The organism is Acinetobacter sp. 24-47-39 (assembly GCF_056783825.1).
In genome coordinates this window covers 20266-44847 of sequence record NZ_JBWYIP010000010.1, presented here as the reverse complement: position 1 = coordinate 44847, position 24582 = coordinate 20266, and the positions used below count along the sequence as shown (strand labels likewise).

Below are 24582 nucleotides of genomic sequence, written 5' to 3'. Positions count from 1 at the left end.
CAAAATGCGCTTTCAAATGCTTCACCCAAATTAAAAAACTGTTGTTTCTAGATAATAAAACAATCTTAGAACAACTCAGGAGACGCTTCCCATGCTATCTCGTTTATTAAAAGCTAAAATCCACCGTGCAGTTGTAACACAAGCTGAACTTCATTATGAAGGTTCATGTGCAATTGATGGTGTATTACTAGATTTAGCTGGTATTCGTGAATATGAAGAAATTCATATTTGGAATGTAACTAATGGCAAGCGTTTTACAACTTACGCAATCCGTGGTGAAGAAAACTCAGGCATTATTTCTGTAAATGGTGGTGCTGCTCACCAAGCAGATTTAGGTGACATTATTATTATCGCGACTTTCGGTGATTTTACTGTTGCAGAAGCTGATGCACATAAACCACGTTTGGTTTATGCAAATCCAGATAACACTGTGAATCACACAGCAAATTGTATTCCTGTCCAAGTTGCTTAATGATTGACTAAAAACTCGCTTACTTTAGCGAGTTTTTTTATAACAAATTATCATAGAATTACTCTTCATCCACCAACTGCAAGCTCTGGCTAATCCCATCTGCTCTTAGCCAAGCTAATTCATAACTGGCATTCGCCAAAGCCAATACCCGACGTTCAAACTCAGTCCAGATCGGTTTAACATGTGGAGCTGAAATACCTAAACCACTCTGCTCTGCTAAATGCTTGTTTTTTTCGCAAATTTTAAGCGCATGATATAATTTTCGGCCTTTTGAAGCATTCTCCAATACTCGGATTCTTTTTGATTCAATGAATTTTTCCACCTCAGAAAGTTGAGCATGAGGAAGCATTGGAACCAAAATTTGATCCAGTTGTTGATCTAAACGTTTCCAAATACTCAGTCGTTGTTCCTCATTATAAGTATTCCATTGAATTACTTCGTGATTAAAACGTCGACAACCACGACATACCGCATCACCAAACACTGTTGAACAACGTCCCGCACATGGTGTTAATGAAGGGATTCGACGCGCTGTATTCAAAATATTTTCCTCATATAAAACCATAAATTTTCTATGGCTTTCTCGCATATTTTCAAAAATCGCGTTAGAATACGCGCCTGATTTTATCCCTATATTAATACATTTGGAGTACTCCATGAACGCTACTGTAGAACAGCTTGCACCTGTAGAACAGCAAGCGACCACTGGTTGGGTTGTTGCGGCACTTTATCAATTTAAAGAAGTTGAAGATTCTCTAGCACTTCAACAAAAATTACTTGAGTTGGTAAAAACCATCAACCTATGCGGTACTCTTATTGTTGCCCATGAAGGGATTAACGGAACAGTTGCAGGTGACCGCCATGCAATTGATGTCATTCATCAATTCCTTTTAAATGAAGGGTTTAATGACATGGAATATAAAGAGTCACACAGTGACGAAAAACCATTCCGTAAAATGAAAATCAAACATAAAAAAGAAATCGTGACTTTAGGTGTTCCAGTGAAGCCACGCGACTTAGTTGGTCACTATCTAGACCCTAAAGAATGGAACGAACTCATTGCACGTGATGACGTGATCTTAGTCGATACAAGAAATGATTACGAATACAAAGCAGGCACATTCAAAGGGGCAATTGATCCAAAAACTGAAACGTTCCGCGAATTCCCTGAATATGTAAAAAACAATCTTGAACAGCATAAAGATAAAAAGATTGCCATGTTTTGTACAGGCGGGATTCGTTGTGAAAAATCAACTTCACTACTTCTTCAAGAAGGCTTTAAAGAGGTATATCACCTCAAAGGTGGTATTCTTAAATATTTAGAAGAAACCCCTCCTGAAGAAAGTTTATGGGAAGGTGAATGCTTTGTTTTTGATGGTCGTACTGCGGTTACACACGGAGTGGAAGAAGGTCAAAATGTGAAGTGCCATGCTTGTGGTTGGCCATTAACCCCTGAAGAAGTAGCATTACCAAGCTACGAACATGGCGTATCATGTGTTTATTGTATCGATAAAACAACAGAAAAGCAGAAAGAAGGTTTCCGTATGCGCCAGTCTCAGATTATTGCTGCAAAACGTAAACGCCTCTAAATAAAAAATATTTTATTTAACTTACAAAAGCGTTGTCTACATTACAGTGTAGATGACGCTTTTTACATTGAACAAACAAAATTTCAAATCTGATATATCACCATTACAAAGTTATTTTATAACAACACAAAACACATGAAGTCATTCAGATAAATTTAATACGAAGGAAATAAATTTAGCTCAAGGATGAAAGTCATGAATCGAGTGCCATTCAAATATCTTCCTGTTCAACGAAATTTTGCTCACCATAATCATTTAAATCATGTATCGGTTGTACCGACACATTTAAAATTTATATATATCGACTCACATAATTCTGATGTTAAATTGCATATACGTAACCAATCCCATTATTTTATCGTAACATTAGGTGCTTGTATCGGCGCAATTATTGCTTTAGCAATCGGTTTTCAGATGAGAGATTCAATGAGTCTTATCTTCATCATCAGCATAGCTCCCCTTCTCGTTAGCTATATCCTACGAGAAGTCTATGTTCATACACTTATACAAATGCAACATCCTGAATTAATGAATTAACTTAATTTCACTGTATTTTTTCCTAAAAACATCTAGCATAGGTTTAACTTTAAAATACAAATCACTTATGAAAGATTGGATCATTTCAGTGATGGAGCAATTGGGCTATTTCGGCATTGCTCTATTAATGTTTCTCGATAATGTGTTTCCACCTATACCCTCAGAGATTATTATGCCTTCAGCTGGCTATACCGCTTCTCAGGGTCAATTACTTTTGATCGGTGTCATTATTTCAGGAAGTATAGGTTCGCTCTTAGCTGCCGCTACGCTGTATTGGTTAGGACGTAAGATATCTGATCAAAAGCTCTATGCATTCGTTGATAAATATGGAAAGTATTTATTTATTAAAGTAGCTGATGTTGATAAATCATTAGAATGGTTTGAAAGATATGGACATCGAATCGTTTTTTTTGGACGTATGGTTCCAGCAGTACGATCTCTGATTAGCATACCTGCAGGCATGAGCAAAATGCCTTTTGCAAAGTTTATGTTTTATAGTGGTTTAGGCACGATTATATGGACCACCTTTTTAGCATATGTGGGTTATTATTTTGGAAATAATACTGAAATGATGCACAAAATATTTAGCCAAGTCAGCTATCTAATTATTGCTATTGTGATCAGCATAATCATTTGGATTGTGTACCGCAGACAAAAAAGAAAGCACTCAAAATAAAAAAGCACCTTACGGTGCTTTTTAATTAGTTCGGCGTGTGATACATCAAATACAATTCATTCAAGTTATCTGGAATTTCTTCTGCAAGCTCATCCATCAATTGACCGTTACGGCGGAAAGACTCCATTTGAGGATCTTCTTCGTCAACTCCACTAAACACCATGATTGGCAGAGTGAGATCAACCAATTGCTCTTCAAACTCAGGTGTGAACCATGCATCTTCATTTAAGAACATTGCATCGACAAAGCCTACACTCCAATCCCCAAGGCTTGACTCTACATCTGCTTCTTCAATTTCAAAAGGAAATTCAATACCTTCTTCATTGGCAAGTTTTTGACGTAAATCTTCTAACCAAAGTTTAATTTGAGCTACGATCTCTGCAGGCACTTTCTTTTGATTATTGTCAAATAACTCATCCAACCAACGATCAAATTGAGGACCTACAGCTGTCGCACACAAAAAACCATGAGTTGCAGCAAAATCTAGACCATGCTCATTTTGGTCGCCATCTAAGTAGTCACTTAACAAGTCTAAATCTAATGCACTCATTGTATTTCCAAAGGTTGTATCTTAATTCCGTAGAATAACATTTTAGATCAGGATACCCAATCTAATTTAGTCTTCATCATCGTCGAAATCATCATCGTCAAAATCATATTCAAGATCTTTCAATTCACGATCTAAACGACGCTGTGCAAGTAAGTCATCAATCAAGCGACGCTTTTCTAATGATTCTTTGGCGCTAATTTTGCTCGTAGTTTCATCAAAACTAACATCATCATCACCGTAGTTATCATCTAGTTCAAAATCTGTAGAAGACACTAAAACTACCTCATGTGTGAAAAAATGAATGGGGCTAGGCGCTATTTATCTTTGTTCAGAAAACTTGTCAAGTTTTATTTTATTTTTCGCTGATATTTATACAAATTTTAGTTTTTTTTGGACAAAAAAATATGTCATTATTTAATCAAGGATCAGAGCCTTATTGTTGGTTTAAAATAAAAAGCATGATGTGCTTGAAATGAACAATTTTGACCCAATATTGACTTAAATAGCTTAATTCATTGGTTTTCAAAACCAATTATACTGAGTTAATACGATACTAAAGATAAGTTAATTGTGCTAGAATGCACGGTTTTTCCCCGCCACAGATTCAACGAGAAGAGAGCAAAGATGAGCGATATGCATTCCCCTACTTCACAAGTAGCGGCTCTGATTAGCCGAGGCAAAGAACAAGGTTACTTAACCTACGCTGAGGTTAACGATCATCTCCCAGACTCGATCACTGAAAGCGAACAGATTGAAGATATCATTCAGATGCTTCAAGACGTCGGTATTCCTGTACACGAACGTGCGCCAGAATCTGACGATGCAATGTTTGATGGTAGTAGCGCAGAAACGACTGACGAAGTTGCTGAAGAAGAAGCAGCTGCAGTTTTAGCATCTGTAGAAAATGAGCCTGGTCGTACAACTGATCCTGTTCGTATGTATATGCGAGAAATGGGAACAGTTGAACTGTTGACTCGTGAAGGCGAAATTCAGATTGCAAAACGTATCGAAGAAGGTATTCGTGACGTTTTAAACTCAATTGCTTATTGGCCAAATGCGGTTGAAGTTGTATTACAAGAATATAAAGATTACGAAACTGGCGAGCGTCGTTTAGCCGATATCCTTTCAGGCTATTTAGATCCAGAGTCTGATGAAGAAATTCCAGAAGTTTTAGAAGAAGTTGATGCTGATCTTGAAGAAGAAACAGAGACTAAACCAACTAAAGATGTAAAACTTGATGACGATGATGAAGAAGAGTCTGAAAGTGATGATGATTCTGAGGGTGATTCAGGTCCAGACCCTGAAATCGCAAAAGTGCGTTTTGCAGAGTTAGAAGCTGCGTGGAATGCGACTAAGGATGCGATCGCAAAACATGGTCGTAACAGTAAAGAAGGTAAAGCAGCTCTTGAGTCGCTCGCAACCGTCTTTATGATGTTTAAGTTCACACCACGTTTGTTTGACATCATTTCTGAAATGATTCGTGGCACGCATGAACAAATTCGTACAGCAGAACGTGAAGTAATGCGCTACGCAGTTCGTCGTGGTCGTATGGATCGTACTCAATTCCGTACAACGTTCCCTGGTCAAGAATCAAACCCAGCTTGGTTAGATGAGCAAATTGCTAAAGCCACTGCTGACCAAAAACCATACTTAGAGAAAGTACGCCCTGACGTTCTTGCTTTCCAACAAAAAATCGCTGATATCGAAAAAGATCTCGACCTTACCGTACGTGAAATTAAAGATATTTCTAAACGTATGGCGATTGGTGAAGCAAAAGCACGTCGTGCTAAAAAAGAAATGGTTGAGGCGAACTTACGTTTGGTCATCTCCATTGCGAAAAAATATACCAACCGTGGTTTACAGTTCCTCGATCTAATTCAGGAAGGTAACATTGGCTTGATGAAAGCCGTAGATAAGTTTGAATACCGTCGTGGTTATAAGTTCTCGACTTATGCAACTTGGTGGATTCGTCAGGCGATTACACGTTCAATTGCTGACCAAGCACGTACGATTCGTATCCCTGTACATATGATTGAAACCATTAACAAGATCAACCGCGTATCTCGTCAATTGCTTCAAGAAATGGGACGTGAACCTACACCTGAAGAGTTAGGTGAACGCCTCGAAATGGACGAAGTCAAAGTTCGTAAAGTGCTTAAGATCGCTAAAGAACCAATTTCGATGGAAACACCGATCGGTGATGATGAAGACTCACATCTTGGTGACTTCATTGAAGATGGTAACATCACTTCACCAGTTGATGCTGCAACTTCAGAAGGCTTGAAAGAAGCAACACGTGAGGTACTTGAAAACCTCACTGAACGTGAAGCTAAAGTCTTGAAGATGCGTTTTGGTATTGATATGCCGACGGACCACACTTTGGAAGAAGTTGGTAAACAGTTTGATGTAACACGCGAACGTATTCGTCAGATCGAAGCAAAAGCGTTACGTAAATTACGTCATCCATCGCGTTCTGAACATTTACGCTCGTTCCTTGAGAATGACTAATCTATCCATAGGATAATACAGGCTTGAATATGGGGGACACTCCCCCATAATATAAAGCATGTAGCAAATAATTCTAAATACCTGCGCATAGCAGGTATTTTTACTAATGAGGTGTCCTATGACTGACATGATCGATCGCACTCCATCACGCGAACTACAAGAACATCTTTGGGTGTTTCCGATGGATTATCCAATTAAATTGATTGGTCTTGCAGGTGAGGATTTACGCAAAGCAGTGAATGACATTTTTGTTAAACATTTCCCTGATTTTGATGGGAATGCAATGACAGTGACACCATCGCGTACAGGCAAGTATCATTCAATTACTGCGCAACTTCGTTTTGAAGAGCTTGAGCAAGTACATCAAGTTTATGCAGACTTGGCTGCTTGCCCTTTAATTAAAACTGCACTTTAATAAAAAAACACGCTTCATGCGTGTTTTTTTTATGTTTGTTAATTATTCATCAAGTATGTGCCTAGGTCACACTTAATTCAACAATATTGTCTATAATAAAACTTATTTTTGAATGTGAGCCTTAACCTCCGTGGATGTCAAAACCAAACCTCAATTGATTATTCGTCACTATACCCAAACCACTTCTTATGAAGATCGCTTCCAAGAAATGAAGCTGATGACAGAACAGCGTGACGAACAAACAGCAGATGAATTTTGGATTTTGCAGCACAATTCTGTGCTTACCCAAGGACAAGCTGGCAAACCAGAACATATATTAGTGCCTAGCCATATCCCAGTTGTTCAAACTGATCGTGGTGGACAAGTCACTTGGCATGGTCCAGGACAATTAGTTGCATATTTTATGTTTGATTTAAATCGATTAGGCTGGAATGTCCGTACTTTGGTCAGCTATGCAGAAAATGTCATGATCGATTTATTAAAAAAATACGGTATCGAAGCCTATGCTAAACCAGATGCACCTGGTGTTTATGTTTATGGTAGAAAAATTGGATCTCTGGGCTTTAAAATCCGCAAAGGTCGCAGCTATCATGGACTCTCGCTTAATATAGATTGTGATCTGGAAGGCTTCCAAACCATTAATCCATGTGGTTATGCAGGTCTTGAAATGGTCAGAATCTCTGATTTGATAAATCCCTACCCAAGTTTCGATACGCTAGTTCAAGACCTTATTGCCTATCTAAAAAAAAGTGACCTGTTCAGTCAAATTATCGTGAAAGATCATTAAAACTCCTTTACTTTGTCATTAGATAATTTTAGAGTATTTACTCTAAATTATAAAACTATGTGATAAGGGACAAGTGAGTGATTTCTATTAACTCTGTAAAGCCCGCGCTAGAACAAGCTTATGTCAAACTCATGCTTGACGTGATTGGCAGAGGCTTAGCGATGGCAAGTCAAGTCGATGAAGAAATAAAACAGGAAATTGCTAAATTTCCTGTCGGCTTCACGATTTCAATGGACGTTTTCAACAGTGATGCGGCTTTTATTGCACAAGTGAATCCACAACATCAACTTGTCTTAGTCGACCATGCATCAAAAAAACCAGATTTAACGATTACCTTTAAACATATGCATCATGCTTTTTTGGTATTTTCTTTCCAAGAAAGTACTGCACAAGCATTTGCAAATGACCGTATGATTGCTGATGGCGATTTAGGTCATGCAATACGTTTAGTGCGTTGTCTAAATAAAATGGAAGCCCTTATTCTTCCAAAATTAGTCGCTGAACTTGCAGTCAAAGAATATCCGGTCAATCTGTCATTAAAAGAAAAATTGACAGGTGCAGCAAATATTTATCTCAAAGTTGCTCAGTCATATATTAAAGGGAGTGCTTAAGCATGGCTAAACCATATTATGAATTTTTCTGTCCAGTTAAAGTGATTGCTGGTAATGCTGCGCTTGAACACATTCCATTTGAGCTAGATTCAATGGGTTCAAAAAAACCACTCATCATCACAGACAAAGGCGTACGTGCCAATGGTCTACTTGAACCAGTGGAAGCTGCTTTTGCAGCGACAGAAGTAAAAATTGGCTCAATTTTTGATGAAGTTCCGCCGGACTCAAGTTTAGAAACAGTAAAAGCCGTGACTGAGATGTATCGCAACAATCAATGCGATGCCATCATTGCAATTGGTGGTGGTTCAGTCATCGACACAGCAAAAGCTGCCAATATTCTCGTCTCGGAAGGAGGCGATGATCTGCTGAAATATTCAGGTGCTCACAACCTGCCTCGCCCATTAAAGCCTTTTTTTGTTATCCCAACAACATCAGGTACAGGCTCTGAAGTCACGATGGTTGCTGTGGTTTCAGATACAGCGAATAATCAAAAAATGGCATTTGCTTCAAAATATTTAATGCCTAGTGCTGCAATTTTAGATCCACGTATGACTTTAACACTACCTCCACACCTGACAGCAATGACAGGAATGGATGCAATGACACATGCAGTTGAGGCCTATACGTGTTTGGCAGCGAATCCTATCAGTGATGCTTACGCTACTGCTGCAATTAAAAAAATTAGTGAAAACTTGTTTAAAGTTTTGGAAAATCCTAAAGATGCTGATGCCCGTTTAGAACTTGCTCAAGCATCAACCATGGCTGGAATTGCATTCTCAAATGCAATGGTCGGTATTGTTCACTCCCTTGGACACGCTCTAGGTGCAGTTGCTCACTTACCACATGGTTTGTGCATGAACTTATTCCTCCCTTATGTGCTCGATTACAACAAGGATGTGAATGGCGATAAGATTGCTGACCTGTTACTACCGCTTGCAGGTACTGATATCTATGCACAGACACCAGCAAATCAACGTGCAGATAAAGCTATTGCGATTATCAACACAATGCGTGATCGCATTTATGATTTAACTAAACTGCCACGTACATTACGTGAGACAGGCAAAGTTACGCAATCTCAATTAGATGAAGTTGCCGAAAAAGCGTTAAATGACGGATCTATCATTTTCAACCCTAAAGAAGCCACATTAAAAGATTTGAAATCTATCTTAGAAAAAGCTTGGTAAATTTCGCAAAATAAGTAAAGATACGCTTAAAACTAGCCTGATGTTTTTTTAGACATCAGGCTTTTCATTTGTTAGTTGTTTTAACTCATGAGTTCAACACCTTTGGCATAAATCCTGCTAAAAAAACTCGCACAAACTACTGACAAACTGCATCAATTTGGTTTAGATTGGCGCACTTTTGAAAAAACATTAGGGGGGATCGTTCGTCTCAAACGATCCTTAATTGATTTGACTGATCCTTGATCAACGATTAAGAGGATAAAGCCGTTGACTAATATAACTGGGACTCAATCGGCAGCTAAACTGCAAAAAACGCTAGGACTCTGGCACATCATTATTATCGGTTTAGCTTATATTCAGCCAATGACGTTGTTTGATACTTTCGGTTTAGTATCAGAAGAAAGTAATTTCCACGTTCCTACATCATATATTTTTGCACTTGTTGCAATCTTACTGACTTCATTGAGTTATGGTCATATGATCCGTAGATATCCATCTTCAGGTTCAGCCTATACCTATGCTCAAAAATCTATCCACCCTAACGTTGGTTTTATGGTTGGCTGGTCATCATGGTTAGATTACCTGCTCTCACCCATGGTCAACATCATCCTTGCGGTGATTTATCTTGAGGCTTTATTCCCTGATGTCAATCATTGGGTCTGGGTCATTGTGCTAACAGCATTTATGACGGGTATTAACCTTCGGGGTGCGCGATTTGTTGCAAATTTCAACAGCTTAATCGTATTCGTACAATTAATTGTGATCGCTGTATTTACATGGATGGTCTATACCAAGCTCCAAATGGGATATAACGCGGATGGTCCAATCTCTGCTGAACAACGCTACCAACTTTGGAGTTTAGAACCATTTTGGAATGAGTTAACTTCAGTGGGTGCCTTGATCACAGGTGCGACATTACTCTGCTTCTCATTCACAGGATTTGACTCGCTCAGTTCTCTCGCTGAAGAAACTAAAGATACTGAGAAAACGCTACCAAAAGCGATTTTCTTAACTGCTTTAATTGCAGGGATTATCTTTATCGTCAGCACTTACTTCATGCAGATCTATTTCCCTAATAATCCGGGATCATACTTCCAGAATATTGCAGAAACTCAACCTGAAATTTTGTTGTTGGTTGGTGGATCTTTGTTCCAGTCTTATGTACTGGCATTTGCCATCATTACTGTTATGGCATCTGGTATTTCTGCGCATGCAGGTGTATCACGCCTCATGTATGTTATGGGACGCGATGGTGTCATCAATAAGAAAATTTTTGGTCACATCAGCCCTAAAAACTTCACTCCATCATATAACATCATGATCGTAGGTGCAGTCGCATTAACCGCTGGTTTTATGGATTTAGACTTTGTTATTTCATTAATTAGCTTCGGTGCGTTAACAGCATTTAGCTTTGTGAACTTATCTGTTATCTCACGGTATGCGTTACGCGATGGTCGTACTAAAACAGCGAAAGAAATTATTAATTTCGTTATCGTACCATTACTCGGCTTTATTGCAGTATTTGCATTGTGGCTAGAGGTCGATCAAGCATCGCTTAAATATGGTTTGATTTGGGCGATTGGTGGTATTTTGTATTTAGGTTATAAAACCAAAGGCTTTAAATACCCTGCTCCTCAACATGATGAGTTTAATGATCGTTAAAAATTGATTTTTTAGAAAAGGCGCTTAGGCGCCTTTTTTTATTATGCAAATTGACCAAAATGATCAAACATCAATCAAAATTTCTGATTTAAAAAATAAACTCTACATCCTAATAGGCAGCTTTATTTCAAAATAATGAGAGAAATAACACATTTAAACGTAAATACATGAAATTAAATAAAAAATGATTGGCAAAAAATTACATATTTGTCAGTATACTCATTGACCAAAAATTACACGATGTGTATAAAGAGCAAAATATTTGAGTAAATGCTCTAATAATATTCATTACACATGGAATGTAATAATGCGTTTGAATACACTTACTGGGGCGATTTTGGTCGCAATGTTTCCAACCGCGGGCGCTTATGCTGCAGCTATGGATCGTTCAGGCCAATCGATGAATGGCTTTTTACAGCCAGGAAACTATGTAGATTTTAGTTATTCAATTTTGGATGCTGATCTTTCAGGAACAATGAGAACTGAACCTTCGGGCCCTGCTTCTGCAGGATTAAGAGACCCGAATGGTTGGAATATGCCTACAGCAGATGATATTAATGCAGGTGGGGAAATTGCGGGCTCAAATTTGAGTGATATTGCTGACACGTTCGGATTTGCAAATATTAATTTAAAATTTCAAGTGACTGACAATATTTCATTAGGTTTAATTTATGACCAACCTTTCGGAGCAAAAGCCTCTTATTCAAACTCTGATAAAAAACATTCCAGAGTCAACAGCTCAGGACGATTGCCATTAGGTGACCTTGAATCTGCGACAAAATATGGTGCATTTCACAGTGAGTATGGCAGTACAGAGGCTGAAGTATCGACAAATAGTTTATCTCTAGTCGTAGGCTTCCAACCTAATGAACACCTTAATTTTTATGCAGGCCCAGTTTATCAAACAGTAAAAGGTGATCTTAGTTTACAAGGAACTGCTTACAGTCTATTAGGTGGTTATTTATGTAATTCACAGACTAGTGGTGTAGGACTGTGTAGTACTTTTAAGGAAAAAGGTACAGGTTCAAGAGATCTTCTTGGTCGTGATACAAGAAAAGATTATCAAGGCTATAAAGCAAGTATGCCTGAAGAAGGTGCTTTTGGTTGGCTAGCGGGTGCTGCATTTCAAATTCCTGAAATTGCATTAAGAGCTTCATTAACCTACAGATCAAAAATTTCTTATTCAGTTCAAGCTGAAGAAAGTATGCCTGAAGTGATTACAGATACATTACCTATTGTACATCCTGGGTGGCATATTGTAGATAAAATTGGGGCACTTGGTACCGACTACCAATATACAGAAGGTAAAACCTCAGCATCAACTCCACAATCAGTTAACCTTGATTTCCAATCAGGTATCATGGCTGATACATTAGCTTATATCAATTTACGTTGGGTAGATTGGTCTGAGTTCAAAATCCGTCCATACAAATTTGGAGTTTTAACTTCTTCGATTACGGAGGGACAAGGTAAAGGACCTCGTGGTTTCGACTTAATCGCTTATGAAAAAGATCAAATATCTGCAACATTCGGTATCGCAAGAAAATTAAATGAAAAACTCGCATTGACCATTATCGGAGGATGGGACTCTGGTGCAGGTGAATATGTTTCTACCTTAGGTCCATCTGAAGGTTTTTGGAGTGCAGGATTAGGTGGTCAGTACAGCTTTAATAAAAATACATTCATTCAAGCGGGTGCACGATATTTTTGGTTAGGTGATGCAAAAGCTCAATCTGCTAGTTGGTTCGGAACCGATCGCTATGATGCAGATTTTAAAGACAATACAGCTATTGGATATAGCTTTAAAATTGGTTACCGTTTCTAGAGTTTAAAAAGCACGGATTTTTCATCCGTGCTTTTTTAAATTAATCGACAACTAAAACCTAATTTAGTATCAATTTGATTATCTTTGAATCCTAAATACTCAATAAACCTATTTCGATCATCCACAATTTTCTGTTCATCTATAGACATACGATGGCGATTTTTTTGCGCTAAAGAATATGTTTCATCTACAGAAGCTTGATATATATGACATAATTCAAGCTGTTTCTTACTTTTTAAAACTAAATTTTTTCCTGTCCGCTCAAAATCATTTCGTTTTAACGCCGCACTCCAATTTTCCAAATTTTTGAACATTTTTGCTTTCATCTGAGCTAATGCTTGATCGATTTCCTGTTGAGTCAATGGATTAATATTATTTAAATCCGCTTGTGCTTTATTTTCATTTTGTGCCATCACTTTAGAGGTCGTCATTCCTGCACAGATGATTACTATAATTCCATAGCTGTATTTTTTAATGTTTTTAATCATACATCCCCTATCTAATTTATTTCGATAAATTTATGTTCGTATTAGACAACTGATATTTTAAAAAAGCCATTTTAATAATGTAATAGATTGAAATATTAAAGGATTAAGGCATTTTTTTTGCATTATCAATTCACTGATTTAATTATATATTTTTGGTATTGAATTTATGAAAAAAATGTTTCCATTAGGCTGTGCTGGACTAGGCATACAAGCCACATCATTTGAGCATCCAGTATCTCTTAAAGAACCATCAATAATGGAAAAATTCGATCTACTTGCAGAATCGAGCGTGTGGGATTTTATCGATCACATTCCGACTCATCGTGAAATGATTGATGATTACATTAAAGGGAGTCAAAAATACAATATTCCAGTTTATTCAGGTTACGGATGCTATATTTGGGGAGAACATGAAAAAATATTCAAAGAAAATATCGAGCTTACATGTGCTGTAGGCGCCAACTACCACAACATTATGCTTGCAGCAAAAGACAGTAAATTCAACTGTCTTAATGATCAACAAGTTGCTGATGCCTATTTATATTTTTATGAGTATGCTCAAAGTAAGGGTATAACCATTACCTTTGAAAATCACGTAGATAATTGGTCTGAAGATTATCGCCGGGTAGAAAAAGTTGCAGCTTTAGTCAATCATCAAGGTATTCCATTTAAAATGGCGATGGACTATAGCCACTGTATTTTCAAAATCGAAAATCCAATCGAATCTTATATCTCTTTTCAACATGACCAAGAAGCGATTAGAAAGCTTGATCCTTTCAACTGCGATAGTTTTGCAGATGATTGGTTAAATCAAAATTTGGTACATTGGGGGCAAATACGTCCTGCGGTTCCAAACGGGCCATTAAATACATGGTCCCAAGAATACAGCCCATGGGAAGGTCACGGTCTTAATCGCCCTGGAAGAGGCATTCAATACCCATTTAGGCAGCCACCAAAAAATGCTTGTCCCCATGATGAATGGCATGCATATAAATTAAGCTGCACCAAAGAGGTCATTCGCAAGATGATTGATCATTATTTAAATCATGAGGATACAAATATTGAAATCATGACCGTGGATAATATTAATTTATGGTCCTATGGTTTGGGTTGGAAATATAATATGTTTGCAGATAGCTGCGAAGTAGCACGCTATATCAGACAAATATATGCGGAAAGAGCATCAATTCATCATGCTAAAAAAGGACTAAGTTCTGAGGACTTTATCAATCAATATCGCTCATAAATCATTAGAATAATTAAAAAAAGCATTATATTGATAATGCTTTTTTTGTATCGCGATATTTAAGCTACCGCATTCTCTTCCGCTTTTTTATACGAACGATTATACATTTCTTCTAAATGCTCCCCTACTGTACATGGTGCATATAAAGGTAATTCACCTTCTTTCAATGTTCCTGGAACTGGCGCAATCACAGCGTGATAGTCTGGTTCATAAAAAAATGGAATTGAGTAACGATAAGCACCATTTGAAAAACTATTTTTTACTCGATGTGGATTGGAGTGATATAGACCATTGGTCCATTTTGGAATCATATCACCTAGATTAACTACAAATGTTCCTTCAATTGGTGGTGCTGCAACCCACTCTCCGTCAGGCATGCACACTTCTAATCCGCCTATTTGATCTTGTGCCAAAATGGTGACTGACCCCCAATCTGTATGCGCGCCAACGCCATATGTTTCATCATCTTTAGGTGTAGGTGGATAACGCAACATACGTAATGTTCCCATAGGATCTTTACTTGAAGCATCAAAATAGTTCGATGGCAAATTTAACGTTAATGCCAAAAGTTGCATCAGAAAATTTGCCAGTTTATACATTTCATCGATGTACTCCTGACAAATCAATTCACATTGAGGTAATTCTTCAGGCCACTGATTTGGACCATAGTTTTGATATTTAGCGATTGCAAAAGGATGATCTTGAGGATAATTACGACCACAATAAAACCCTTCTTTATAATCTGGCTTGCCGTAAGGGTCTAATTGCTGACCATTCAGCTTATCAAATCCACGGAATCCAAAAAAGTTACGTACATCATATTTTTGCTTAACGTCTTCTGGAAGCGCCAATAACTCTTTTGCTAATGCAAACTGTCGCGTCATCATTTCTAAAGGAACTGTATGATTCTTCACATAGAAAAAACCTGAATGCATCGCAGCTTTTCTCAGTTCAGCAACTGCACGTTTAGTCGCCTGACTTTCTGGTTTGTTTATATCTACGCCTGCTAAATCAATTACTGGTATTCCCATTTTTATCCCCTTGTATCAGGTATACATCTTTTACATGTTCATTATCTTGCTGAAACTTTCGACAATTTAGGGTTGGCTAAAATTTGTCTTTAAAGCTAAGTCTCAAACTTAAGTTTTTTCTGGTACAACGTCTGCTACTATTTGATTCTGCTTTTGCTTAGCTCGATTAAAAATCAGATTTAGAATAATTCCCGCAAATGTCGCCGTTGTAATGCCGCCGAGATCAAGTCCACCAACCATAATCGAATAGTTCCCTGCGCCCATAATCACAGTCACAGATGCCACAATAATATTGCCGTTTTGAGTAAAATCGACTTTATTTTCGATCCAGATTTTCGCACCAGCGATTACGATTAAGCCGAAAACAATCATTGAAGTTCCTGTCAAAATTGCGACAGGTAATGTGCTAATGAGTGCTCCAAATTTTGGTGATAATCCAAGAATAATGGCGACAATACCCGCAATTACAAAAACCACTGTAGAGTAAATACGCGTTGCCGCCATGACCCCAATATTCTCTGCATATGTAGTTAATCCTGTTCCTCCTACAGCACCAGACATAGAGGTACATACCCCATCTGCCAAAAATGCTCTACCCATATAAGGCGTAATATTTTTGCCAGTCATTTCACTTACAACTTTGAAATGCGCAAGATTTTCAGCAATAAGAATAAATGCGATAGGTAAAATCAGCAGAATTGCATTCATTTGAAATTCAGGTTGATATAAAGTTGGTAAACCAAACCATGCCGCATTTGAAACCGAGCTAAAATCGATTGGTTTACCCATTCCCATCATGTTAGCTAAAACAAAATATACAAGATACGAAACTATCAAACCCACCAATAGCAATAATCGTCTCAACATTCCTCTTGTAAATACTGCGACACCACCAATACACATTGCGGTCAACAAAGCCATCCATGTATCAAACTCATTACCTGATACAGCTTTAATCGCCCCAGGTGCTAAATTTAATCCAACTATCATAATGATTGCACCAGCAACAACTGGTGGTAAAAGATTCTCCATCCATTGAGAACCCGTTTTCATTACAAGTAAACCCATCAAGGCATAGAAAATACCACATACCACTATTGCACCTAAGGCAATCCCAATATTTGGATTTAACCCTGAACCGGTATAGCCTGTTACAGCAATCACAGCACCAATAAAAGCAAAACTACCCCCAAGATAGCTTGGCACTCTCCCACCTGTGATAAGGAAAAATAATATCGTGCCAATACCAGATAACAGGATCGTTAGACTAGGATCAAACCCCATGAGCAGCGGTGCCAACACTGTTGCACCAAACATGGCAAATGTATGTTGAAGTCCAAGTACAATACTTTGTCCTGCAGGCAAGTACTCGTTCATGGCAACGGGAGTTTTTTCAATATCCCCTTTAAAAGGAGTAAATTTGGAAAACCAATTCTCTTTCATCACATACCACCCCATTGGTAATGTGAGCCAATGTCGAACATCTTTAGACATTGGCTGTACATTGATAAATTCATTTCGTTTATGTACAAATCACAGTTCGTCTATCAAATTTATCGGAACCATATATTCACTTTAACTAAGCAACAAATATACCAATTGGTCGAATTTCTAATATCTCGTTTGGATGACAGCTAGTTTAAGATCAACAAAAATCAAACCTAACACTCTGTTTTATATAAATATTAATTTCATTAACAAATGAAAAAATTTGACCGTTTTGTATATTTTTTAGACTTTTACTCAAAAAAATTTGATTCCCGAAATATAAAATCAAATCGTATTTAAAATCATTATTTTAATTTTATTCTTAATGAATATTTCATCATATTAGCCAAGTTTTACTAAACTTTTATGCATTAAAAAAGGTCACCTTTCGATGACCTTACTGACTTAAGTTAAATCTTTAAATCCTTGTTGTCGCCATGCTTCATAAACAATCACTGCCGTAGCATTAGATAAATTTAAGCTTCTAGAATTTGGCGCCATGGGCAAACGAATCCAATGTTGCTTTGGGAACATCATACGAACATGTTCAGGTAGTCCGCGCGTTTCAGGCCCCATGAGTAAAGCAACTGGTCTATTCAGATTCGAGGTATGTGGTGTTTCGGTACCTTTGGTCGTTAAAGGATAAATCGAATCTTGATCGACACCTTGACTCGTTAGATTTTCCAGACAAGCTTCGATATTATCCCAAATCTGCATGCGAGCCCATTCATGGTAATCTAATCCAGCACGCTTTAACTTCTTATCATCCAGCTCAAAACCTAGCGGTTTGACCAAATGTAATTGTGCTCCTGTATTTGCACATAAACGGATAATGTTTCCTGTATTTGCAGGAATTTCTGGTTCGTATAAAACAACATGAATCACAATAATTTCTCAACTTTATAGCAGACTTTTACAGTTCGTCTTGCCATTTCAACTGTTCTCTTAATTTCACCACCTCACCAATAATGGTCAAAGTTGGCGCCTGAATTTGATTTTCTAACACTTTCGAAGCGATATCTGCCAAAGTCCCCACAACAACTTTTTGTTCTGGTGTCGTACCTTTAGAAATTAAAGCAACAGGCATGTCTGCTCGTTGACCATGTTGAATAAGCTTTTCACAGATTTTTTCTAATCCAACAAGCCCCATGTACAGTACCAATGTTTGGTGTTCATACACGAGTTCATTCCACGGAAGTTCAGGAGAACCTTCCTTCAAATGTCCAGTCAAGAAGCGAACACTTTGTGCGTAATCACGATGAGTTAAAGGGATACCCGCATAGGCTGAACACCCTGATGCTGCGGTAATTCCGGGAACGACCTGAAATGAAATTCCTGCCTCATAGAGTTCTTGAATTTCCTCACCACCTCGCCCAAAAATAAAAGGATCTCCTCCTTTTAAACGGCAGACACGTTTGCCTTCATTCGCATATTTCACGAGTAAAGCATTAATACCTTCTTGTGGAACAGCATGATTTGACCTTGCTTTACCCACATAGATTTTTTCAGCATCCCGGCGGCATAACTCCATAATAGCACCAGAAACTAAACGGTCATAAATCACAACATCTGCTTGTTGCATCAACCTTAAAGCTTTGAGTGTGAGAAGCTCGGGATCACCTGGACCTGCCCCAACTAAATAAACTTCACCTTTAGGTTTGTTCCATTCTATTAAAGATTGATGAATAATTTTTTCTGCTTCAGCCAGATTATTATTAAATACACGCTCTTTGAAAGGTCCAGCATACAGCTCTTCCCAAAAGATACGGCGTTCATCAGGATTTTCAATTTTTTGTTTTACACGTTGTCGCCATTCACCAGAGATTTTAGCTAATGCTCCCATTCCATGCGGGATAACAGTCTCAAGTTGAGTTCTAATCTGTCTGGACAATACTGGGGATGCACCATTACTCGCAATTGAAATAACAAGTGGAGAGCGATCAACAATTGCAGGGACCATAAATCGGCAATGTGGTGGATCATCAACACTATTCACCAATACATTTAAGATTTCACATTCTTCAAAAACTTGTTGATTCACTAAAGGCTGATCTGTGGCAGCAATCACTAAACGGTAATCGTTTAATTTTAAATCGTGATCTTCAAAATGAGCTTGAATGTATTGACCAGAGCTTTTCTCGACAATCTCTAAAAGTTGCGCCTCAATCTCAGGTGAAATAACCGAAATTTTTGCTCCTGATTTTTGCAGTAACAGTGCTTTGCGATATGCAATATGCCCTCCACCGACAATCAAACAAGGTTGCTGCTGCAATTTTAATGAAATTGGAAAAATATCCACTGAATCGATCCTCATATGCCCACTATATTTTAGCACCTTCTCCACTACTCAAGCTGCTTAAAAGTAAGCAAGTGGTAGCTTTTTTAACAGATGCATATCGATGAAGGGACCTAAAACGGATAAAACTTGAACTCTATTTGGATAGTCAAAAATCCTGCTGATGCCGATGATAAGTTCAACAGTAAAGGAGATTATCGAGATGGCTGGTTCATATATTGATGTACATTCATCAGCAGGTTCGTTTAAAGCATATCTTTCAGTACCTGAGGTAGGTAAAGGTCCTGGTCTTGTGTTATGTCAGGAAATTTTCGGTGTTAATGAAGTTATGCGTCAAAAGGCAGATTTTTTGGCTGAAGAAGGTTATACCGTTATTGTTCCTGATTTATTTTGGCGTATTCAACCTAATGTAGAACTCGGTTATACCGAAGAAGACTTTCAAAAAGCATATGACTTATATACTCAATTTAATCAAGATCTGGGTATTGAAGATATCAAATCTACAATTGAAAAACTCAAATCCCTTGAAACAGTTGATCAAGATGCAGGTACTGGATTGGTCGGATACTGCCTAGGCGGTAAATTGGCATATCTCGCAGCTTGCCGCATTCCAGATTTAAATTGTTCTGTTTCTTACTATGGTGTAGGAATCGAGCAAAACCTAGAAGAAGCAGTCAACATTCAATCCAAACTGGTTCTTCATTTTGCTGAACAAGATCAATTCTGTGATTCTAACACTCGTGATCAAATCCTACTTGCTCTGCAAAACAACTCAAAAGTCGAAACATATATTTATCCAGATGTCGATCATGCCTTTGCTCGCCCACAGAGTATGCATTATCACAAGCCTAGTGCACTCATGGCACATGAAAGAACCATTACAGCTTTACGCAAAGCAATAGGACCAAATTACGACCTTGCTGCGCTATGGGAAGAGCATGTTCGATTTGAATTTGACACTCGAAATGTTCCAGACACGATGGCAACAATGGTGGCAGAGCCTTATGTCAATCACATTCCAACATTGACAGGTGGCGTCGGCTACAAACAATTAGCTCGCTTCTATCAATACCATTTTGTTCATAACAATCCAAAAGATATGAAACTGACGCCTATTTCACGAACTGTAGGCGCAACTCAAGTCGTTGATGAATTCATTATGAGTTTTACTCATGATGAGGAAATTGATTGGTTAATTCCTGGAATTAAACCGACGGGAAAATATGTAGAGATTCCAATGCTCGGCATTATCAAGTTCCGTGGACCGAAACTATGTCATGAGCATATCTATTGGGATCAGGCAAGTTTACTGGTGCAAATTGGCGTATTAGATCCAACTGGACTACCTGTTGCAGGTGTTGAAACTGCCAAGAAACTTTTAGATGAAACTTTACCCTCAAATGAACTGATGCCAACTTGGCCATCCAGTGAAAATAAACCGATTGGCGAATAAAGGAACTCATTCTGACAATCAGAATTAAGATGAAGGATTATGATCATGTTAAATGAAATGACACCTGTAATACAGTTGGAGCAACGCTCGTTACGCCAACTCTTAGGTCAGTATGCAACTGGGATTACAGTGGTAACTGCATTAGATTCAAATCATAAAAAAATTGGAATGACAGCGAACTCATTTACTTCTGTATCGCTTGATCCACCTTTAATTTTATGGAACATCGCAAAATCTGCGACACATTTCGAAGATTTCAAACAGGCAGAATATTTTGCCATCAATATCTTGAGTGAAGATCAGTATCAAGAGTCTAAGCATTTCTCAAAATCTTCTGATGACAAATTCGAAGGCTTAGATGACGTTGATGAGTATATGGGCATCCCCATTCTAAATAAATCCTTAACCACTTTTGTTTGTCGTCAGTATGAGCTTCATGAAGCTGGGGATCACTACATTATTGTGGGACAAATTGAAGCCTGCCGTAATCAGCTTGGAAATCCATTGGTGTTCCATAACGGGCAATATAAACAAGCAAATCTTCATCAAGCATTTGCTGGTGTATAGCGAATTCACGAAATTTAAGGATTTTTAAAATGAATCAACATCACTTTTTCAATGATAATCGCTTTCTACTCGGCTCATTTGCTTCTAACTGCTCAGGTGGAATGACCATTTCAACTCTTGAAGATCGATGGAGTGCGAGCTGGGAAAAGAATCTCGAACTTGGAAAAATGCTAGATGAAGCTGGTATCGACTTCATGTTACCGATTGCTCGCTTTACAGGCTATGGCGGTGAAACAGACTTTCAGGGAACAATTTTAGAGACCATGACTTGGGCGGCCGCATTATTGGCTTTAACCAAAGACATTACAGTTTTTGCGACAATTCAGACCGTCCCCAATCATCCAGTTGTAGTTGCCAAGCAGATTGCAACGCTATCTGAGATTAGTCAAGGTCGTATTGGACTTAACATTGTTGCAGGCTGGAATAAACCTGAATATGAAGCACTCGGTCTACATTTACCTGATGATCACGAAACTCGTTATGGTTATGCACAAGACTGGTATGACCTGATTAAAAAAGTATGGACCAGTGAAGAAAAATTTGATTTTGAAAGTAAGTTTTTCAAAACCAAAGGAACTTATGGAAAACCAAAACCACTTGTACATCCGCCTATCTTCAATGCTGCTGGTTCAAAAAATGGACGTGAATTTGCCGTTAATAATGCGGACTTTCTTTTTACACCAGCTTCAGACTTGGGCAGAAGCAAGATTGAAATTGATGAGCTTAAACAAGCAGGTCGCGACGTAAACCGAGAAGTCAATGTGATGACCTTCTCCCATGTCATTTGCAGACCTACACAAGAGGAAGCCAAAGCAGAATGGGATCGTCAATTAAACAATGCTGATACTGTTGCCGTTGACAATCTGATGAGCTTAATGTTTGCACATGCTCAAAGTTTCCCAAAAGAGGTTCAACAATCCATTCGAGATGCAATGAGTGTAGGCCATGGTGGCTTTCCATTAGTCGGTACACCTGAACAAGTCGCGCAAGGTATTTTAGATTTACATGAAGCTGGTTTTAGAGGAACGACTCTTTCATTCCTCGATTATAGCCGCGAATTTCCGTATTTCCGTGATCATGTTTTACCAATTTTGGAAAAGCATAATATTCGTTAATCCACCACTTAAGCCGACCGTTTCACTGTCGGCTTATTTATTTTAAGAGGGAATTTAGCTGTGAATTATATTTTAAAGGGGTTATTCACTGGATCAATCTGCTTTGCATTAGGCACTGCAGTTCAAGCGGCAAATTGGAGTGATACTTCACTGGCTGTCAGTTATGGTCAAGATTTCTCAGAACCATTTAAAGACGGTGATTTTGACAAATATATTTTTAGTCTTGTACACCTAAGCGGCTATAAATATGGCACCAATTTTTTTCAACTCAATATGCATCAATCCTCAGCTGAACCAAATGCAAACAAAGCTTCTGGTCGAGGAGCTCAAGAGGCATATGCAATTTATCGTCATACCTTAGATATCCCAAGTATCACGCAACACAAACCGAATGATTCTAGTTGGTTCAAGACATATGGTTTTACAGTAGGTTTTGACTGGAATACAAAGAATGATGATTATGGTTCAAATCGACAAATGTATGTTGCTGGTCCAAGTGTTACATTAAATACACCAGGCTATCTTAATCTCAGTTTGCTAGGCTATTACGAGAGCAATGATGCTAATGTACTGAGTAAAAAATATACCTATGATCCTTACTTAGCACTTCAAGTGCTTTGGGATTTTCCTATTATGCAATCGAATTGGAATTATCAAGGCATAGGTGTTTGGATGAGTACCAAAGGGAAAGATCCTTTTGGTGAGCCTACCGCCAGTGAAATCTTTGTAGACATGTCTTTAATGTATTCTTTACTTAAAGATAAATCTGCCAATCAACCAAAATTGAAAGCTGGGATTGCTTATCAATACTGGAAAAATAAATATGGTAATGATGCATCTGGTGTTGCTGGTTCAGGAGCGACCGCGAGTAGCCCTATGTTACGCGTCGCTTACCACTTTTAAATAACATATCAAATTAATCTAATTTAGTACCAAAAGAGTATTTTTATATTCTACTATTTTAGATTAATTTATTTATTTGAGATAAAACAAAAAAAGCAAAATCATGGATTGATTTTTGCATAAGTAATGATAAGCAAGCTAAGGATAGAGGTATTTATGTATAGCCAGCAACACAGGTCTATTTCTACGATTCAATCACATACGCAGAATATTCATGATGCCAACCATTGTCTTGATTTAATCATTGGCCCACATGATTTAGTCGATTTTAATCAATATGAACCATTGGATTTTAGTTTTAATGGATCGCAAATCGGTCGTATGATTATTGGGGATTTAACATATGGTAAAGATGTAATTTTCAAAACGCATACGCATGAAAATATGAACCACTTTTGTATAACGCGCCCTAAAAATGGGCGACCACTATTTAAAAAAGATGGTCAAACTTTTTACGCCTGTTATGATCAAGCATCCATTGTTTCACCTGAAGATAAATTTGAACTAATTATTGACAAAGACTGTGTGCAAACATTCATTTCTTTTTCAAAGACTTTTGTTGAAAAAATACTTTCAGATTTAATCTCTCAGCCAGTTACCGAACCTTTGGTATTTCAAAATGTGATGGATCAAAACAACCCGAAAATTAAAGCATGGTGGGATTTAATTGACAGTATTAAAAATTTCACAAACAATTTTACCAATACTTCATTTTTTCAAGAAATGCGCTCAGATTTTGAATATATTATTGTGAAGTCATTATTATTATCTCAACCCAATAACTATAGTGATTTAATTTATAAAAATACTTTAGATTATCCTGACTTCTTTACTCGCTTGTTAGAATTCATACAAAAAAATATACATCAAAAAATTGAAATTTCAGATTTAGAATATGCATCTGGATTAAGCAAAAAAAAGCTGAATACAATTTTCAAAAAATATTTAAAATGCAGTCCAAATGCTTATATACGCCATTACCGACTTAAATGTATTTATAATGAAATTTCACAGTCTACGCATAAAATTAATATTACTGAAATTGCTTATAAATGGGGTGTTACACATTTAGGTCGTTTTTCACTTGAGTATAAAGATGCATTTGGGGAAAAACCGAGTGAGACCTTAAAAAAAATTATTGAAAGGCAAACAGGCAGTGCTCAACTCATTCATTAA

The 24582-nt window shown here is 37.7% G+C and carries 25 protein-coding genes; 17 read left to right on the top strand and 8 right to left on the bottom strand.

The annotated features are described in order from the left end of the window. Positions 1–91: 91 nt before the first annotated feature. Complete coding sequence (panD, locus tag AC1M9C_RS10115) at positions 92–472, top strand: aspartate 1-decarboxylase (protein WP_035269276.1); 381 nt, start codon at positions 92–94, stop codon at positions 470–472. Positions 473–530: 58 nt separating this feature from the next. Here panD and AC1M9C_RS10110 read toward each other — a convergent pair whose 3' ends face one another. After that, positions 531–1037: a DUF1289 domain-containing protein gene (locus AC1M9C_RS10110; RefSeq protein ID WP_171076814.1), complete on the bottom strand. Its 507-nt coding sequence runs from the start codon at positions 1035–1037 to the stop codon at positions 531–533. 91 nt (positions 1038–1128) lie between these two features. Here AC1M9C_RS10110 and trhO point away from each other — a divergent pair, with 91 nt between their 5' ends. From trhO to AC1M9C_RS10095, 3 genes are all read left to right on the top strand, one after another. Next, positions 1129–2061 (top strand): oxygen-dependent tRNA uridine(34) hydroxylase TrhO, encoded by a 933-nt coding sequence (trhO, locus tag AC1M9C_RS10105; protein ID WP_035270894.1) that lies wholly within the window; start codon positions 1129–1131, stop codon positions 2059–2061. Between the two features lie 195 nt (positions 2062–2256). Beyond that, positions 2257–2598, top strand: a complete 342-nt coding sequence (locus AC1M9C_RS10100; protein ID WP_481953640.1) for a hypothetical protein — start codon at positions 2257–2259, stop codon at positions 2596–2598. A gap of 67 nt (positions 2599–2665) precedes the next feature. Continuing rightward, positions 2666–3274, top strand: coding sequence for a DedA family protein (locus AC1M9C_RS10095; RefSeq protein WP_035270685.1), 609 nt, complete (start codon positions 2666–2668; stop codon positions 3272–3274). A 25-nt stretch (positions 3275–3299) separates the two neighbouring features. Here the strand turns inward: AC1M9C_RS10095 and AC1M9C_RS10090 are convergent, their stop codons facing one another. Together AC1M9C_RS10090 and AC1M9C_RS10085 are read right to left on the bottom strand one after the other, a co-directional pair. After that, the gene (locus AC1M9C_RS10090) at positions 3300–3824 is read right to left on the bottom strand and encodes a YecA/YgfB family protein (protein WP_179997742.1); all 525 of its coding nucleotides are present in this window, start codon (positions 3822–3824) and stop codon (positions 3300–3302) included. Positions 3825–3890: 66 nt separating this feature from the next. After that, the gene (locus AC1M9C_RS10085) at positions 3891–4097 is read right to left on the bottom strand and encodes a PA3496 family putative envelope integrity protein (protein WP_092766845.1); all 207 of its coding nucleotides are present in this window, start codon (positions 4095–4097) and stop codon (positions 3891–3893) included. Between the two features lie 297 nt (positions 4098–4394). Between AC1M9C_RS10085 and rpoD the strand changes: the two genes are divergently transcribed. From rpoD to AC1M9C_RS10050, 7 genes are all read left to right on the top strand, one after another. Beyond that, positions 4395–6332 carry an RNA polymerase sigma factor RpoD gene (gene rpoD, locus AC1M9C_RS10080; RefSeq protein WP_228133303.1) on the top strand — a complete coding sequence of 646 codons (1938 nt, stop codon included), beginning with the start codon at positions 4395–4397 and terminating at the stop codon, positions 6330–6332. Between the two features lie 127 nt (positions 6333–6459). Then, positions 6460–6747: a YbeD family protein gene (locus AC1M9C_RS10075; protein ID WP_035270687.1), complete on the top strand. Its 288-nt coding sequence runs from the start codon at positions 6460–6462 to the stop codon at positions 6745–6747. A gap of 130 nt (positions 6748–6877) precedes the next feature. Next, a complete protein-coding gene (gene lipB, locus AC1M9C_RS10070; RefSeq protein WP_481953639.1) occupies positions 6878–7534 on the top strand; it encodes a lipoyl(octanoyl) transferase LipB in 657 nt (218 codons plus the stop codon). 77 nt (positions 7535–7611) lie between these two features. Further along, positions 7612–8145 (top strand): hypothetical protein, encoded by a 534-nt coding sequence (locus AC1M9C_RS10065; RefSeq protein ID WP_179997739.1) that lies wholly within the window; start codon positions 7612–7614, stop codon positions 8143–8145. Positions 8146–8147: 2 nt separating this feature from the next. Beyond that, positions 8148–9332 (top strand): iron-containing alcohol dehydrogenase, encoded by a 1185-nt coding sequence (locus tag AC1M9C_RS10060; protein ID WP_481591777.1) that lies wholly within the window; start codon positions 8148–8150, stop codon positions 9330–9332. Between the two features lie 267 nt (positions 9333–9599). Continuing rightward, positions 9600–10994: an APC family permease gene (locus tag AC1M9C_RS10055; RefSeq protein WP_035267885.1), complete on the top strand. Its 1395-nt coding sequence runs from the start codon at positions 9600–9602 to the stop codon at positions 10992–10994. Between the two features lie 307 nt (positions 10995–11301). Next, positions 11302–12819 carry an outer membrane protein transport protein gene (locus tag AC1M9C_RS10050; protein ID WP_481953638.1) on the top strand — a complete coding sequence of 506 codons (1518 nt, stop codon included), beginning with the start codon at positions 11302–11304 and terminating at the stop codon, positions 12817–12819. A gap of 35 nt (positions 12820–12854) precedes the next feature. Here AC1M9C_RS10050 and AC1M9C_RS10045 read toward each other — a convergent pair whose 3' ends face one another. After that, positions 12855–13307 carry a hypothetical protein gene (locus tag AC1M9C_RS10045; protein WP_481953637.1) on the bottom strand — a complete coding sequence of 151 codons (453 nt, stop codon included), beginning with the start codon at positions 13305–13307 and terminating at the stop codon, positions 12855–12857. A 166-nt stretch (positions 13308–13473) separates the two neighbouring features. On the opposite strand from AC1M9C_RS10045, the gene AC1M9C_RS10040 reads away from it, so the two are divergent. Beyond that, positions 13474–14553, top strand: coding sequence for a hypothetical protein (locus tag AC1M9C_RS10040; protein ID WP_481953636.1), 1080 nt, complete (start codon positions 13474–13476; stop codon positions 14551–14553). Between the two features lie 59 nt (positions 14554–14612). Here AC1M9C_RS10040 and AC1M9C_RS10035 read toward each other — a convergent pair whose 3' ends face one another. The 4 genes from AC1M9C_RS10035 to cysG form a co-directional block, all read right to left on the bottom strand. Continuing rightward, positions 14613–15584 (bottom strand): isopenicillin N synthase family dioxygenase, encoded by a 972-nt coding sequence (locus AC1M9C_RS10035; RefSeq protein WP_481953635.1) that lies wholly within the window; start codon positions 15582–15584, stop codon positions 14613–14615. A 108-nt stretch (positions 15585–15692) separates the two neighbouring features. Beyond that, positions 15693–17027 (bottom strand): solute carrier family 23 protein, encoded by a 1335-nt coding sequence (locus AC1M9C_RS10030; RefSeq protein ID WP_481953660.1) that lies wholly within the window; start codon positions 17025–17027, stop codon positions 15693–15695. 450 nt (positions 17028–17477) lie between these two features. Further along, on the bottom strand, positions 17478–17957 hold the full coding sequence (locus tag AC1M9C_RS10025; protein ID WP_481586495.1) for a tRNA (cytidine(34)-2'-O)-methyltransferase: 480 nt from the start codon (positions 17955–17957) through the stop codon (positions 17478–17480). Between the two features lie 28 nt (positions 17958–17985). Next, a complete protein-coding gene (cysG, locus tag AC1M9C_RS10020; RefSeq protein WP_481586496.1) occupies positions 17986–19371 on the bottom strand; it encodes a siroheme synthase CysG in 1386 nt (461 codons plus the stop codon). Between the two features lie 199 nt (positions 19372–19570). Between cysG and AC1M9C_RS10015 the strand changes: the two genes are divergently transcribed. From AC1M9C_RS10015 to AC1M9C_RS09995, 5 genes are all read left to right on the top strand, one after another. Continuing rightward, complete coding sequence (locus AC1M9C_RS10015; protein WP_481586497.1) at positions 19571–20821, top strand: dienelactone hydrolase family protein; 1251 nt, start codon at positions 19571–19573, stop codon at positions 20819–20821. Positions 20822–20866: 45 nt separating this feature from the next. After that, on the top strand, positions 20867–21388 hold the full coding sequence (locus AC1M9C_RS10010; RefSeq protein ID WP_179997732.1) for a flavin reductase family protein: 522 nt from the start codon (positions 20867–20869) through the stop codon (positions 21386–21388). A 29-nt stretch (positions 21389–21417) separates the two neighbouring features. Then, positions 21418–22503, top strand: coding sequence for an LLM class flavin-dependent oxidoreductase (locus AC1M9C_RS10005; RefSeq protein WP_179997731.1), 1086 nt, complete (start codon positions 21418–21420; stop codon positions 22501–22503). A gap of 60 nt (positions 22504–22563) precedes the next feature. Continuing rightward, positions 22564–23406, top strand: coding sequence for a hypothetical protein (locus AC1M9C_RS10000; RefSeq protein ID WP_035267867.1), 843 nt, complete (start codon positions 22564–22566; stop codon positions 23404–23406). A 156-nt stretch (positions 23407–23562) separates the two neighbouring features. Further along, a complete protein-coding gene (locus AC1M9C_RS09995; RefSeq protein ID WP_481590631.1) occupies positions 23563–24582 on the top strand; it encodes an AraC family transcriptional regulator in 1020 nt (339 codons plus the stop codon).